Here is a 15,198-nt window from a genome sequence, read left to right on the forward strand (position 1 = left end):
ACAGCTTTGCTTAGCGACGAGTCGATCGTTTTTTACGACCCACATAAAGCTTCCGCGCTCCTTTCGTCGCCGGGGCTGTCGGTTCCTGCTGTGATTTCAGCTCATACAACTCGTCACGAAGAAGTGCCGCCCGCTCAAACTCCAGCTTGGCAGCTGCATCGAGCATCTCCTGCTCAATTTCCCGGATTGCCTGATTGACGTCATAGCTTTCCCCCGTCTCACAAACAACCATCTCCTCGACTTCTTCCGCACCTTGCTTCAGCGTTTTCAGACTGTCCGCAATCTCTTTCTGAATGGCCTGCGGCACAACACCGTGCTCCTCATTATAAGCCATCTGTCTCTCACGTCTGCGGTTCGTGACATCAATCATTCGCTGCATCGAGCCGGTGATGTTATCGGCATACATAATCACTCGGCCCTCAATATGGCGAGCGGCACGGCCTGCAGTCTGTACCAACGCGGTTTCGGAACGCAGAAAGCCTTCCTTATCCGCATCGAGAATGGCGACCAATGATACCTCCGGCAGGTCGAGGCCTTCGCGAAGCAGGTTGATCCCAATCAGGCAGTCAAACTCCGCCTTGCGCAATCCGCGCAGAATCTCGACCCGCTCAATGGCATCAATGTCCGAATGCAGATACTGCACGCGCAAATCGACTTTCTTCAGGTAATCAGTCAAATCCTCGGCCGTCCGTTTCGTCAACGTGGTCACCAGCGTCCGCTCGCCACGCTCGGCGCGCGAGCGGATTTCCTCCATGACATCGTCAATCTGCCCAGAAAGCGGACGAACTTCAACCGGCGGGTCGATAATGCCGGTCGGACGAATCACCTGCTCTACCGGAGTCCCGGATTTCTGAACCTCGAACGGACCTGGCGTCGCCGTCGTAAAGATCATCTGCCCGGTGATATCCATAAATTCATTAAATTCAAGCGGACGGTTATCCAGCGCAGACGGAAGACGAAACCCGTGTTCAACCAAGGTCCGCTTGCGAGCCTGGTCTCCGTTAAACATGCCTCGAACCTGAGGAAGCGTCACATGGGACTCATCGATAACGGTCAGGAAATTATCTGGGAAATAGTCGATCAGGCAGGCGGGCCGATCGCCCGCCTGCCGGCCGCCGAGGTGGCGGGAATAGTTTTCGATGCCTCCGCAATAGCCGATCTCACGCATCATTTCGATATCGTACGCCGTGCGCATCCGGATGCGCTGGGCCTCAATCAGCTTGTCGCGCTGCTCAAACCATTTCACCCGTTCCTCCAGCTCTGCCTCAATTCGAGCGATTGCCGGCTCCAGTTTTTCGGCGGGCATCACAAAATGCTTCGCCGGAGAAATCGTGATGCGATCCATGTTTTCCTCGATCTCTCCAGTCAAAGGATCAATCCGTTTAATCGAATCCACTTCATCTCCGAAGAACTCCACCCGAATTCCATGCGTCGCGTAGGAAGGGAAAATATCAACCGTATCGCCGCGCACCCGAAAGGTTCCCGGCTGCGGTTCATAGTCGTTGCGGTCATACTGAATGCTGACCAGCTTTTCGAGCACATCATCCCGCCCAAAGGTCTCTCCGGCATGCGCCGAAAGCACCATTTCGCGGTAATCTTCCGGCGAACCAAGACCATAAATACAGGAAACTGAGGCAACAATAATCACATCATCACGACCGAGCAGACTGTCGGTTGCCGCCAGCCGCAGCCGCTCGATCTCTGAATTGATTGAGGCATCCTTCTCAATAAATGTATCTGTTTGAGGGATATAAGCTTCAGGCTGATAGTAATCGTAATAGGAAATAAAGAATTCTACGGCATTATGCGGAAAAAAGGACTTCAGCTCGGCATAAAGCTGAGCCGCCAGAGTCTTGTTATGCGAAATCACCAATGCAGGCCGCTTTTGGCGGGCAATGACATTTGCGATTGTAAAGGTTTTCCCCGAACCGGTCACACCTTCCAGGGTTTGGAAACGCCGCCCTGTTTCCAGTCCTGCACACAAAGCATCAATCGCCGCAGGCTGATCTCCGGTCGGTTTATAAGCCGAAACAAGCTGATAAGGATACTTCATTGCCTGTAGAATACGTCGTTTTTCCAAGGGTTGGAAGCCACAGCACAAAACAATCTGCGGTATTTCCAAAGATTGGGCACTCTTGTGCTGCAGGAGGTGTTTGAGTTCGCTTATTTTACTGTTTGTTTGGCACAGGCTTTGCTATTTTACACAAATACTATTTAAGGAGAGTCGAGTTATGAAAAAAGCATTTACCCTGATCGAAATTATGATGGTTGTCGCCATCATCGCCCTGCTTTCAGCAATCGGAATTCCCGCTCTGCTCCACTCCCATGAAGGAGCAAAAGAACAGGTTAAAGAGGTCAACATCGACACGGTCAATGCAGCGAAAGACCAATGGGCACTGCTCAATAACAAGCCGGCGGGCACAACCGTTAACTGGGACGACATCAAGTACTATATCGGCGGAAGGATTGAATACCAGACCGATCTCGATGTTAATGGAGATACGATTATCCTGAACAATGTCGGCATTTCCGCAAAATACCCATGATTACTCACCGGGAGATGCTTCCAGGACGGTTCGAACCGCAGTCACCAACCCGTTGTTCTGGAACGGCTTCTTAATAAAACCGGTGTGCGGGATCTGCTCAAAACGGGCCATCACCTCTTCCCGCGGATACCCGCTCATAAACAGCACGGGCACTTTGGGGTTGATGTGCCGGATTCTCATAACAGCTTCCTGCCCGTTTAAGCCCGGCATATTCACATCCATCAGCAGGAATGTGATATCGCCGGCATATTCGGTATACAGATCGACGGCCTTCATTCCGTTCGATGCAGTCAGTACGCGGAACCCCAACCGCTCCAGGAGTGCATTGGTTACATCCAGAATGGCTTCTTCGTCATCTGCAATCAAAGCTGTTCCGAACCCTCGCCAATCGGAAGCCTCTCCGCCAAAAATACAGACTTCATCTTCCCGCGCCTGTTTCTCAACCGGGAAATACACTCGGAAAACAGTCCCTCTGCCGAGATCACTCTTTACTTCCACCGATCCGTTATGGCGCTCAACGGCATTCAGAAGTGACGCCAATCCAAGCCCCCGACCACTGACCTTTGTGGTGAAAAGAGGATTGAAAATTTTCTGACGGGTTTTTTCATCCATCCCGGAACCGGTATCAGAAACCTCAAGACGCACATAGGGTCCTTCCGGAGAACTGCCCATCGGATACACATCTTTCAGCTCGCCCGCTCTCAGATGCACCTTGTGAATACTGATGGCAATCACACCTTCACGATCTCCAATGGCTTCCGAGGCATTGGTGATCAGATTCATAGCCACCTGGCGAATCTGAGACACATCTCCCCGAACGAACGGAATATCATCTTTCAGGCAGTATTCAATTTTTACCTTCTTGGAAATCGAAACATCAAGCAATGCGCCCATCTCCCGAACAACGGAGGAAAGGTTGATACTGCTGACAACCAATGTGGTCTTCCCTGTATAAACCAGCATCTGGTTCGCCAGTTCAGCGGCCCGCAGAGTCGTTCTCTTAATCTCATCGAGAACGCTGTCATCTGTTCCTCCGCACTCAAGCAGAGCCAGTTCGGCATTTCCCAGCACCACCGTCATCAGGTTGTTGAAGTCGTGCGCAATTCCGCTGGCCAGCAACCCGAGCCCGGCCATTTTCTGACTTTCCTGAAATTTACGCTCCAAGATCCGCACGCTGTCTTCAAGCCGTGTAATCTGTGTCACATCACGGACCGACCCGCTCACAACAGCCGCTTTTCCGGACTCATCGTAGCTGATATACAAATGATCGCTCATCGAACGGCACAGACCATCTTTATGGATTAAGCGATACTCAATCACTCCCTGCCAATCATCTGCTTTCGAACGACTCTGAAGTTCCGACATCAACCGAAAAACAGTTTCCTGATCATCCGGATGAATAAGCTGAAGCCTGTCCTTAAAACTCAATGCGTCCAGCTCCTCGGCGGTCAAACCGGTAAGGCTGAAACAGGCCGGACTCAGAAATTCAAATTTCTGTGCCCTGATATCATATTTATAAATGGCTTCACGCGAATGCTGCAAAACCTGTCGCAACTGAGCCTGAGCCTGTTCACATCCATACGCACTCCTGCGCATGCTTGCATTGCGCCGCAGATGCACGACTCCCCAAACCAGTGCCGCACCGCAGACAAAAGTCCATAGAGCCATATAATGAAGCGCCACCGAGTCATACATAACCGGAAGAGCAGCGGACCCACACACATTGTAAACAGGACTGATCAGGCTCATGCCTCCTCTTTCTTTTTCAGCATCGGCTCCACATGCTTCTTATAGCAGGCCGGACAGATTGAATGGCTGAACTCAACATCCGAAAACCGTGTGATATAACTTTCCACCTGCTCCCAGTAGTCATCATCGTTCCGGATTTTGTTGCAATAGGAACAAATCGGAAGCAGGCCGCGCAGCTGTTTCACATCCTCCAGAGCCGACTCCAGCTGATGCACCTTTTTGGCAAGCATGCGCTCCAAACCAATCACCCGAACGCCCACATCGATTCGAGACCGCAGTTCGCGTCCGACAAAAGGCTTGGTTACATAATCATCGGCACCTGCATTCAATCCCTCAATCAGATTATCAACGCCCTGTCGGGCGCTCAGGATGATCAGATAAAAATATTCTTCCGGAAATCTATCACGAACCCGGCGGCAAAGCTCCGGTCCCTCCATCTCCGGCATCAGCCAGTCAATAATGCACATCCGCGGCGGATCAGGCTCGCAAAGCCGCAGCCACGCAGCATCTCCATTCGGAAAAGCCTCCACTTCAAAACCCCACTGGCTCAGCACCTTTTCAAGCCGCATTCGGGTCACTTTATCATCCTCTGCAATCAAAACACGCATAGGCACTCCATATAAATCGAACTTAGCCTACTGGAAGGACTGCAACAAGCCACATTTCCAATGCTCGGAAAATTCTACACCACCATAAACTGCACGGCATGAGCCCATCCGAGATCCAACTGTTTAAGCTGCATCGTCAGCCTCACCCGTTCTTCGATCTGATCAGTGCGCTGCCGCCTTGCCTTTAATGCACTGCGCCAAAGCTTCATAACCACATCCTGCGCCGCCGCAGCCGGTGAAGCGTCCTTACCCAGCAGTCGGGAGTCCTCCATCTGAATTCGCACCGCCAGCTTTTGCACCGCCGCTCGTCCTTCCGGGATCCGCTCCAGCAGATTTTGCGAATCATCCAGCAGCAGCTCATAAACCAGCCGACAGTCAGAATCCGTCACATACTCCGGCGGAAGATGGTCGGCAACAACGGGAAAAACCTCTTCATGATAAAGACAGAGGAGCTGAGTCAAGGCAACCTCCACCGGCGGATGGGAGACTTGGACAGCAACCGGTTTCGATTCAGAAACATCTGACTTTGCAGGCGTCACTGTTCGTCGCTGATGTCGGCTCATATCGCGCCGCAAAGCTGACTGCGAAAGCCCCAGCCGTTCCGCCGCGCGCTGAACCATCCGATCTCGCTGCACCGCTCCGGAAGCACACGCTATCAGATTCTGCACCGCCCGCGATGTACGCATCAGACCGGCATCCGTTCTGAGATTTTCCGTTTTCGCCGACGTATCGATCAGAAAATCAAGCGCGGACACTGCGGAGTTTACTTTCGCCATAAATGCATCCGGCCCCTGCGAAAGAATCAGAGAGTCGGGATCTTCCCCCGCCGGAAGTGACGCCACACGCACACTCAGCTCCTCAGCAATAAATGCTTCCGAAGACCGCAGCGCCGCTTTCTGCCCCGCAGCATCGGCATCGAGCACCAGAATCACCTCATCCGCATAACGGCGAATCATCCGACCGTGATCAGACGTCAGCGCGGTTCCCTGAGAAGCCACCACGTTCGTTACGCCGGCTTCATGGCAGCGAATACAATCCAGCTGGCCTTCCACCACAATCGCAGTACGTTTATCTGCCATTGCCCGGCGTGCTTTATCAATCCCGAACAATACCCGGCTTTTACGGAACAAAGGTGTCTCGGGACTGTTCACATACTTACCACCCCGGTCATTCGGATCAATCAGCCGACCGCTGAATCCAATCACCCGCCCCGCCTCGTCAAGAATCGGGAACATCAGCCGCTTGCGAAAACGGTCATAAACCGACCCTCGCTCCGAACGAGCTGTCAGCCCGGCCTCCTCCATCAACGCCGACGGGACGTTCTGATGCGCCGCCCATTTTTCAAGCGCATCAAACCGGTCCGGCGCGAATCCGATATTAAATGCCTCCACCGTCTCCGGCTTCAAATTGCGAGTCATAAGGTATGCCCGACCGGCCTCGCCTTCAGGATGTTCGAGCAAGATTTTGTGATAAAGCTGTGCAACGCCTTCATGAATGCGAAACAGTTCGCGCTTATTGGAGCTTCTTCCATCCCCGTCTTCAAAATTCAGCTCCATACCGACCCGGTCCGCCAGCATCTGAAGCGCCGTCAGGAAATCCACCTTTTCGTACTCCTGAACGAACCGGATCACATCGCCACCGGCATCACAGCCGAAACAGTGATAAATCTGGCGGTCCGGACTGATCGTAAACGACGGGGTTTTTTCCTTATGAAACGGGCAAAGCGCCTTAAACCGTCCACCCGCATTTTTCAGAGACAGATAAGAGCCGATCACATCGACGATATCGTTACGCGACCGGATCTCATCAATCGTTTCTCTCGGAATCTGCTTCATTCCGCCGGCACTTCCAGTCTTCCGCCGCTGAAAACCGGCAACTCCAGCACTCTCGGATAAACCCAGGGAGTCAGGCGATCACAGACCCAGCCGCCCACTGCCGACTTTTCAGAAAGCATCACGTATGCCCTTTCCTGAGGCAGCAAACTCAAAGTACACAACACGCTGATCCCAAGAAGCGCGCCGAAAACCATCCCCAGAAGCGCTCCGAGAATTCGGTCAAAAAAGACTCCGACCTGCTCCTTCAAAGCCCGGCGCAGAATGATTTTCAACAGCATAAACAAAAGAAACGCGCTCAGAAGAAGTGCCGCAGCCGTAACGGCCTGAACCGCTGCCGGAGGCAGCGCCGCCCACTGCCGGGCGGCCAACTGTGAAAGTTGGGGGTAAAAAAGACAGGATACTGCCAGCAATACAGCCAGTGTAATCAGTCGGGCCAGTTCACCGGCCAGACCGCGCAGCATGCCCGCCACACCGAACAGCAGCACAAAAACACCGAACAGCACGTCGATCGTATAAAATGTATCTGGAAAACCCATTGTTGCAAACTCCAGCTATTTCTATAGCACAACCGCCCTGCAGAAAACATGCTTTTTCCGAATATTGGAAACACAGCCCACATCTTCGAAAAACAAATCAGCTTACCGGAACAACTTGTCCCATACATTTAAATGTACGGGACAAATAAACATGCAACATATTTTATATAAACATACTACAATTTTTATATACTGATTTATAATCAGATTCACAGATATCCCAATTGTGAAGAACTTAAAAATGAGCTTTTGCCGGCTCCAATGGTCAGATAAATAATCTCCAGATTGGCCAATGTCAGAAAGTCAGGCGAGAGGACAGATGCCGGTTCACAGTAAAACGACCCGGCAAAACAGCGACGCGGCTTGACTGCGCAGGCGGGTTGCCCATAATGTCGCCTTCATTTTCAGGGCGGATTTTTACGTATGATTAAAGTAAGCAATTTGACCAAACGATTTTCCGGCTATACGGCGGTGGATGATATTTCGTTCGAGGTGGACCGAGGAGAAATCATCGGATTCCTAGGCCCCAACGGTGCCGGGAAAACCACAACGATGCGAATGCTGACGGGATTTCTGCATCCGACCCGCGGCAAGATAGAGATTGCCGGATGCAATGTGATGACGAATCCGCTCGAAGCTCGCCGCCACATCGGCTACATGCCGGAAAGCTGCCCGCTTTACACCGAAATGCGCGTTGATGAATACCTGAAATTCCGTGCAAAAATCAAAGAAGTGCCGCGTCGGGACCTCAAGAACCGGCTGGGGGCCGTAAAGGAGCAATGTGGACTGACGCAGGTCGGCGGACGGATCATCGGACAACTGTCCAAGGGGTACCGTCAACGCGTCGGACTGGCCGACAGCCTGCTCAATGAACCTGATCTGCTGATTCTCGATGAACCTACAGCCGGACTTGACCCCAACCAGATCCGCGAGGTGCGCGAACTGATTGGGCGACTGGCGGAACGGCATACGCTGCTGCTTTCCACTCATATTCTCCCGGAGGTGGAAATGGCCTGCAAACGGGTTCTTATTATAGATAAAGGAAAGATCGTTGCATCCGATTCTCCTGAAAGCCTGCAAAAACGCCTGCTGGGCGATGCTCAGATCAGCGCGGATATCCTGGGAGACGCTCAAGTTGTTGAAGACGCCCTGAAGGCTCTTGAATCTGTCGATCTGGTAATCAGTTCTCCGCAAGAAGACGGATGGACCCGTTTTACAATTGATTCAGCCTCGCCGGACATTCGCTGCCACATTTTTGACTGCGTGGTTTCCAATGGCTGGAAACTGCGCGAACTGCATACGGAAAACCGATCTCTGGAAGATCTTTTTGTAACCATTACCCGCGGAAATCCTGTTGTGGAGGAATCCTGATGAGAAGCTTTTTGACCCTTTGGCGGCGGGAGTTTTCCGCGCTGTTCCTCTCGCCAATCGCCTATGTTATGCTGATGTTTTTCCTGCTGGTGACCGGCTGTGGATTTTACTGGCTGATTAAGGAAAATCTTGAGCTGCTCCACTCAATCCAGGGGCTGATGGTCGTCATCTGGGCCTGCATGCTGATTGTGATTCCGATTTTGACTATGCGCTCGTTTGCTGAAGAGCGTAAAAACGGCACATTTGAAACTCTGATGACCGCCCCGGTCAGCGACACCACCGTGGTCGCGGCCAAGTTCATCGGCGTTCTCAGCTTTTTTCTTCTGATGTGTGCACCGACACTAGCCTATCTGGCCATCATCGGCTGGATTAAACCGGACATTATCAGCAACATGGATCCCGGCTGCATTGGCGGTGGGTACCAGATGGTCGCTTTGATTGCATCGGCGTTCATTGCCTTGGGACTGTTCGCTTCAGCACTCACGTCCAACCAGATTATTGCGGCAATTTCCACATTTGCCGTGATGAGCATTCTGTTTTTCGGGGGTCTCTTTGAACCGCATCTTTCAAAAACCCCTTTGGTCCGAGAAGTCGGCAGCTATATGTCAGCGGCTCTGCATCTGATGGAAGCATCCCGCGGCGTATTTGACTCTCGTTCTGTTGTGCTTTATCTCAGCGCAACACTCTTCTTCCTTTTTGCAACCACCAAAGCCGTTTCGGCCAGACGATAAAAAGCCAAATTCCGCCTTATGAAAACCCGCAGACACCGTTTCTGGATTGGACTCAACACCGGCACCGCACTGATTCTGGCTGCCGTCATTGTGCTGATGATCAATTATCTCTCCTATCGGCATTATTACCGGACCGACTGGAGCCGATCCCAGCGTTACACCCTTTCGCCCAAAACCATCAGCCTGCTGGAATCGCTGAAAAGGCCGGTAAATATCACGGTGTTCTTCCAGCCGAGCAATGTTCTCTATGAAGACATTCATAACCTGCTGCGCGAATACCAGTTCCACTCCAAACTGCTGAATATCCACTGGGTCGACCCGGACCGCGACATCGCCATGACCGAAGAAATGGCGGCAAAATATCAAGTCACGGATCTTAATGTCGTGGTTTTCGAGTGCGAAGGGCGCACCGAATATGAGCGGACCGATGAAATCGCACAGACGGATGCCTCATCCGGCGTTGAGCGCATTCTGGCTTTTCGCGGAGAACAGTCGTTTTCATCCGCGATTCAGGGTGTTGTTCAGGCGCTTTCGCCAACCGTTTACTTTCTCACAGGACATGGAGAGCGCGACATTGACAGTTTCGACCGGCGCAAAGGATTCTCCGCGATCCGCCAAATGATTGAGCGTGACAATGCCACCGTCCATAAGCTGGAGCTGAGTGCTGAAAAACAAATCCCGGAAGACTGTGATGTACTGATTATTGCCGGAGCGTCACAGCGCATGTCCGAAGCTGAAGCCGAACTGATCAGCACCTGGCTCAACCGAAACGGACGGTTGATGATTCTGGATGATGCCGGATATACCACGGGACTTGAAATGATGCTGCGCAACTGGGGCGTTATTGTTCGAAACGACATTGTTCTCGATCCGGAACGAACCATGACGGGGCGCGAGGTGTTTGTCAGCGGCTACAACACGAAACACCCTATCACCGGCAAACTCGGAACCACAGCCGCAATTTTCCATCTGCCTCGGTCTGTGGAATCCGGAATCGGAGCATCAACCGGCGCCGACCGCCCGCAGATAACTCCGCTGGCCTTTTCATCCGACAGCAGTTGGTCGGAAAGCCGCCCGGATCAGTCACCGGCAAAATATGACGAAGGAGTCGACTTGCGCGGACCGATATCCATGGCTGTTGCTGTGGAAAAAGGCGCTACGCCCGGCCTGCTCGACATGCAGATCCGCCCGGCGCGCATGGTCGTTTTTGGAGACTCCGGTTTTGTTTCCAATGGCGGCCTGACCGGCGGAGACACCAGTCTTTTTATGAGCTCCCTGAACTGGCTGCTCAGCCGGGAAGAACTGATGGCAATCGCTCCGAAAGAGGCAAATGACTCCCGGTTGAAACTGGCTCGATCCGATACCCGCGTTCTCTTCCTGAGCACCGTCTGCGGCATCCCTGCACTCGCCGCCCTGTTCGGCATCCTGCTTTGGCTTCTCAGAAGAAAATAAATTTATGAAACAGAAATTTACCACAGGAATGCTGTTCATCAGCGCGATTCTGCTCGGCGCGTTTATCTGGTTTGTTGAACGCAACAGCGAAGATTCCAGACTGCAAGAAGTGCGCACCCAGAAAATCTTTGCAGCGTATCCGGCTGAAATCAGCTGGATCCACATGGAACGCGAAGGAGTGACGATTGAATGCGTTCGGACAGCCGGAATATGGCGCATGACCATCCCGGTTGATGCCCCGGTTAACAGTGCCGTAGTCGAAAAAATGATTGCAGGAATGGCCAACGTGGAACGCGGTGAACTGATTACCGCCAAAACGATGAAGGAGCGCAGTCTGACACCGGCAGATTACGGATTCGAAGAACCTCGTGCAAAAATCACGTTTCGCAACAACAGAGGTACGTTCACATGGCTGATCGGTCGCGATGCACCGCTCGGTGATGATTTGTATGTCATGGCGTCCGGCAACCAGAATATTATCTCTGCCCCTCAAACGCTGTTGAACCTGATCCCAAAAGATCCGGCATGGATCCGTGATCGCACTCTTTTCAAAAATACAGCGGCCTCTGTTCGGGGAATCGACCTTCGACGAACCGGCGGGTTTATCCAGCTGCGACAAACTGAAGAAAACAGATGGATCATCCAGCAGCCTTTTACCGGCAGTGCCGACTATCTGCAGGTGCACCAGCTAATTGATCATGCTGTTGCTGCAACCATTCGTGATTTCATTCTGGACGAACCGACCGATCTGACCGTTTACGGTCTGGAGGACCCCGAAACAGAGCTGTCACTGATCGACCAAAATGAGCATCCGCAGTCGCTGCTGATCGGCAAGCCGCTGGCAGAAAAGCCGGAGACACGCTATGCAAAATGGGCTGACAGCCCATCCGTTTTTACCGTGGCGTCAGACTGGGCTACCGCATTTGAGCTGGACAGTTCATTGCTGCGAAGCCGTCAAATCGTCGACGCACAACTGCCCCGCATCTCCAAAGTCAGCATTACATCAGGGGATGGCCAGATCGACCTGTTGCGCACAAACAACCTATGGAAGATAAAACGCCCGACCTTGTGGGATGCAGAACCCAAATCGGTTCAAACACTGCTGGAGACCCTGACCGCCGGAACCGTTGCAGAATTTATTGACGCCCCGACAGCCGCCCAAACTGATAAAATCAAGAATCCTCAGTGGACTGTTGAAATTACTGCCGGCAACCGAACCCGCACCCTGCGAATCCACCGCACCGACACCAAAGACCAGCTGATTATTCAGCGCGATGATGAATCATCTTTCTGCATCACAGAAAAGACCCTTTTCAAAAAACAGTTTGCAGATCCCCTGTTCTTCCGGAGCCGTACTCTTCTGGAAATCAATCCGCCTCAAATTAAAAGTATTGAACTGCAAAAAGCAGACAAAAGCTTCCGGGTGGAAAAAGAAGAAGATCGATTCATCACGCAGGACCGGACCCAAAGCCCGGCCGCAGACACTCTGTCTGAACTGACCGCGCAGCTGATTAAACTTCGTACCGATGAATTTGTTGCCTTCAACCCGGAGTCTCTGGAAACATACGGTCTGGAAACTCCGGAAGCCCAGCTGACCGTCACCCTGAACAGCACCAATACGTTAGGACAAGTGATACTCTTCGGAAAACCTGCTGAAGGCGGCCGCTATGCCATGCTTAGAGGCCAACCCGTTGTTTTTGTCCTCCCGAAAAAAACTGCGGAAATTTTAACCCGGGAATTAACACAGCCTGTTGAAGAACAACCTACAGAAAACGAACGGCCGTAAAGCACGAAACAGGCATATCCTGCACGTCCTCAGACTGGCTGGATTCACCTCCGGCCTGATTATCCTTTTGGCCCTGTTTCACCTGTTGACCATCGGCATCCCGGCCCCGCTGACCCGGCACATAACGGATCAACTCCAGCAAAAGGGTATCCTGCTGCATATCGACTCGATTACGCTGTCTCCCCGCCGCGGATGGGTCCTGCATAACCTGCGGCTGTACAGCCACTCGCCGGACAACCTGCAACCAATCATTAAAACGAAGAAACTGTACCTGAACATCCTGCCTGACCGATGGACCCGCCTGTCCGAAACCGACTGGCTGATATCCATATCCGGAACAAACATCCGTTTGTCTCCAGAGTATCAGGGGCGGGCCATCCTGCCCAACGAACATCCGCTCAGAATCATCAGCCAGTTACAGGCACACCTGTCGCTGAGCCGGAAAAACCTTCGAATCGAAAATGCCGAACTTTTATGGGGCAACACGGTCTTCAGAACATCAGGCACAATGGCATTGCCGCCCCCCATACAGCCGCTCTCCAATAATACAGCCGAATCCGACCAACAGCCGAAACCTGCTATCTGGACTCATGCTGCGGAGATTATAAAAACAGCGACAGCAATCTCCTTTGATTCGACTCCGGAGATAAACCTTCAATTTGAGATCCCTCCGGAAGGCTTCCCCCGAACGTCTGCCCAAGTCTCATTTTTCGCCTTCGGACTTCATTGGAACGACCGAGCCTATGAACAAATCGGCGGAGTATTAAGCCTGCGAAACCGAAAACTGTCTCTCGACTCTCTCAAGATCGAAGGAAATGACGGAGCATCCTTAAGCGCTTTCGGCCGCTGGGACATTCCCCGGAGAAACGCCCTGATTAACCTGAGCAACTCGCTTCCTGCCGAAGACCTGATCGACCTGCTTCCGCCAGCAGTTGCCGACAAGCTCTCTCAAACCGGGATAAGGCCATTCGGTAAACTGGAGTTTGATATTATCGCCGGTCCCGCCCAACCGGAAAAACTTCTGGAACAAGTCAATCTGCACGTACACTCCATGCAGATCACTCGAGACGATCTTTCTTTAGACCAACTTCGTTTTGATCTCACCCGGAATGGTCAACAACTTGAAGTCAACAACCTCGCAGCGATTGCAAACGGCGGCCCTGTTTCCGGAAATCTTGACATGGACCTCGGCTCCGGCGCATGGAGTGCATCCGCCGAAGGTCGGGTTTCGCCCACCCCAATCGGAAAGCTGCTGGGAGGTGAAGCTCAGGAGTGGATCGATCGGTTCGATTTCACAAATCACGTTCCGGATATCAGTATTGAATTATCGCAGGATAAAAAAGGAGATCATCTCTACTTCACAACCGCAGTCTCCGCGCAGAATTTCCTCTGTTCAGGAATTCCATTCGACACCATGAATACAACAATGGTGTACAGCAACCATACATTCTCCCTGTCTCCACTCAAAGCGACACAAGATCATCGCTCCATCAAAGGTTCGGTAAAACTCGATTTCCAGAAGAAACTGGCGTATTTCAATGCAACCAGCGAATTTGAACCGGCCGTTATCGCCCACATTATCGCGCCTTCATACCCCACAGTTTTAACCAATTTCACATTCAACGGTGTTGTTTCCTGCGCGGGCTCCGGGCGGATCGATTTCAGTGGAGGCACCAACCACGCGGCTCAGGGAACCATTCAGGCTGAATCCGTTTCCGCAGCCGGATTCACGGCAAAGTCCTTCCGCAGCCGGGTCGAAGCCCGAAACAGCCAGCTGATCTTCAGCAGCAGCTCCGCAGACCTGTTTGGCGGCCAAGCAGAAGGAACGGCCGTCTTTGACCTTCAATTTAACGACCATCAAGCCCCCTATCGGCTGGATATCGACGCAACCCGACTGGATCTGAACCAGATCGCCCGCCATGTAAGCACTAACGACTTCAGCAGCACCAAAGGCCTCGTCTCTGCCACCGTGAATATCAGTGCCGATGCTGCCGGTGGATTCTGGGAATCGGCCACGGGGTACGGCGAGGCTGAAATCGAAAAAGGTCAACTGAAAGACCTGCCGGTTCTCGGAGGGTTTTCGCGGCTGATCCGCACGACCGTTCCCGGATTCTCTCTTTTTTCCATCACCACGCTTTATTCCAAATATAAACTGCAGGATGGAACGTTTTACACCGACAACCTCGAACTCGGCGGCACACTGCTCAGCGCAACAGCTCACGGGACCTATTCGCCGACCGAAGGGCTCGATTTCATAGTCCAGGCCGAACCCCTGCGCCAAATCCGTACCGACAAGAAATGGTATATGCTTCATCTCTGGTTTGCGGATGCGCTCAAACAGGGAACGGCCCCGCTCTTCCGCCTGCTCGAATTCGAACTGAAGGGGCCGCTGAACGCCCCGAAATGGAGATTGATCAACCTGCCGAAAGAAGTCTCCCAGATCCTGCAGATGCCAGTGAAAAAATCCGACACCGAAACGGATGAACCGCCCGTGCAAACCGAAAGCCCTTAACCGGATTTTCTAAAGGATTTAGCGACACTTCCGCAGAAAAACCGTCTTTCCGGATTCCCCCGGTTTGACCTT

At 52.4% G+C, this 15,198-nt stretch carries 11 protein-coding genes; 6 read left to right on the plus strand and 5 right to left on the minus strand.

Going from position 1 to position 15,198, the window contains the following annotated elements:
* Positions 1–10: 10 nt before the first annotated feature.
* Positions 11–2,053 carry an excinuclease ABC subunit UvrB gene (gene uvrB / locus GT409_RS01640; RefSeq protein WP_160626297.1) on the minus strand — a complete coding sequence of 681 codons (2,043 nt, stop codon included), beginning with the start codon at positions 2,051–2,053 and terminating at the stop codon, positions 11–13.
* Positions 2,054–2,231: 178 nt separating this feature from the next.
* Between uvrB and GT409_RS01645 the strand changes: the two genes are divergently transcribed.
* Positions 2,232–2,546 carry a type II secretion system protein gene (locus GT409_RS01645; protein WP_160626299.1) on the plus strand — a complete coding sequence of 105 codons (315 nt, stop codon included), beginning with the start codon at positions 2,232–2,234 and terminating at the stop codon, positions 2,544–2,546.
* On the opposite strand, the gene GT409_RS01650 is transcribed toward GT409_RS01645, so the two are convergent.
* The 4 genes from GT409_RS01650 to GT409_RS01665 all read right to left on the minus strand — a co-directional run bounded on the left by GT409_RS01650 (position 2,547) and on the right by GT409_RS01665 (position 7,274).
* Complete coding sequence (locus GT409_RS01650) at positions 2,547–4,295, minus strand: hybrid sensor histidine kinase/response regulator (protein WP_160626301.1); 1,749 nt, start codon at positions 4,293–4,295, stop codon at positions 2,547–2,549.
* Positions 4,292–4,903, minus strand: a complete 612-nt coding sequence (locus GT409_RS01655) for a response regulator (RefSeq protein ID WP_160626304.1) — start codon at positions 4,901–4,903, stop codon at positions 4,292–4,294. Before GT409_RS01655 ends, GT409_RS01650 begins: the two co-directional genes overlap by 4 nt.
* 74 nt (positions 4,904–4,977) lie before the next feature.
* Positions 4,978–6,738, minus strand: a complete 1,761-nt coding sequence (gene dnaG, locus GT409_RS01660) for a DNA primase (RefSeq protein ID WP_160626306.1) — start codon at positions 6,736–6,738, stop codon at positions 4,978–4,980.
* Positions 6,735–7,274 (minus strand): CvpA family protein, encoded by a 540-nt coding sequence (locus tag GT409_RS01665; RefSeq protein WP_160626308.1) that lies wholly within the window; start codon positions 7,272–7,274, stop codon positions 6,735–6,737. Before GT409_RS01665 ends, dnaG begins: the two co-directional genes overlap by 4 nt.
* A gap of 423 nt (positions 7,275–7,697) precedes the next feature.
* On the opposite strand from GT409_RS01665, the gene GT409_RS01670 reads away from it, so the two are divergent.
* Genes GT409_RS01670 through GT409_RS01690 form a run of 5 tightly spaced genes read left to right on the plus strand, consistent with a single transcriptional unit; the run spans position 7,698 to position 15,126 of the window.
* Positions 7,698–8,645, plus strand: a complete 948-nt coding sequence (locus GT409_RS01670; RefSeq protein ID WP_160626310.1) for an ABC transporter ATP-binding protein — start codon at positions 7,698–7,700, stop codon at positions 8,643–8,645.
* Positions 8,645–9,376 (plus strand): ABC transporter permease, encoded by a 732-nt coding sequence (locus GT409_RS01675; RefSeq protein WP_160626312.1) that lies wholly within the window; start codon positions 8,645–8,647, stop codon positions 9,374–9,376. Before GT409_RS01670 ends, GT409_RS01675 begins: the two co-directional genes overlap by 1 nt.
* Before the next feature lie 18 nt (positions 9,377–9,394).
* Positions 9,395–10,828, plus strand: a complete 1,434-nt coding sequence (locus tag GT409_RS01680) for a GldG family protein (protein ID WP_160626314.1) — start codon at positions 9,395–9,397, stop codon at positions 10,826–10,828.
* Positions 10,829–10,832: 4 nt separating this feature from the next.
* Entirely contained in the window at positions 10,833–12,614 is a 1,782-nt protein-coding gene (locus GT409_RS01685) for a DUF4340 domain-containing protein (RefSeq protein ID WP_160626316.1), read from the plus strand.
* Positions 12,580–15,126 carry an AsmA-like C-terminal region-containing protein gene (locus GT409_RS01690; protein ID WP_160626319.1) on the plus strand — a complete coding sequence of 849 codons (2,547 nt, stop codon included), beginning with the start codon at positions 12,580–12,582 and terminating at the stop codon, positions 15,124–15,126. The genes GT409_RS01685 and GT409_RS01690 overlap by 35 nt, the downstream gene beginning before the upstream one ends.
* The last annotated feature ends 72 nt before the right edge of the window (positions 15,127–15,198 follow it).

Source organism: Tichowtungia aerotolerans (assembly GCF_009905215.1).
In the GTDB taxonomy this organism is placed as follows: Bacteria; Verrucomicrobiota; Kiritimatiellia; order Kiritimatiellales; family Tichowtungiaceae; genus Tichowtungia; species Tichowtungia aerotolerans.

Bases quoted from the DNA above. Each gene is read 5' to 3' on its own strand.
- GT409_RS01675 (WP_160626312.1), top strand. From the start codon at position 8,645: ATGAGAAGCTTTTTGACCCTTTGGCGGCGGGAGTTTTCCGCGCTGTTC.
- GT409_RS01645 (WP_160626299.1), top strand. From the start codon at position 2,232: ATGAAAAAAGCATTTACCCTGATCGAAATTATGATGGTTGTCGCCATC.
- GT409_RS01650 (WP_160626301.1), bottom strand. From the start codon at position 4,295: ATGAGCCTGATCAGTCCTGTTTACAATGTGTGTGGGTCCGCTGCTCTT.
- GT409_RS01670 (WP_160626310.1), top strand. From the start codon at position 7,698: ATGATTAAAGTAAGCAATTTGACCAAACGATTTTCCGGCTATACGGCG.
- dnaG (WP_160626306.1), bottom strand. From the start codon at position 6,738: ATGAAGCAGATTCCGAGAGAAACGATTGATGAGATCCGGTCGCGTAAC.
- GT409_RS01655 (WP_160626304.1), bottom strand. From the start codon at position 4,903: ATGCGTGTTTTGATTGCAGAGGATGATAAAGTGACCCGAATGCGGCTT.
- uvrB (WP_160626297.1), bottom strand. From the start codon at position 2,053: ATGAAGTATCCTTATCAGCTTGTTTCGGCTTATAAACCGACCGGAGAT.
- GT409_RS01665 (WP_160626308.1), bottom strand. From the start codon at position 7,274: ATGGGTTTTCCAGATACATTTTATACGATCGACGTGCTGTTCGGTGTT.
- GT409_RS01685 (WP_160626316.1), top strand. From the start codon at position 10,833: ATGAAACAGAAATTTACCACAGGAATGCTGTTCATCAGCGCGATTCTG.
- GT409_RS01680 (WP_160626314.1), top strand. From the start codon at position 9,395: ATGAAAACCCGCAGACACCGTTTCTGGATTGGACTCAACACCGGCACC.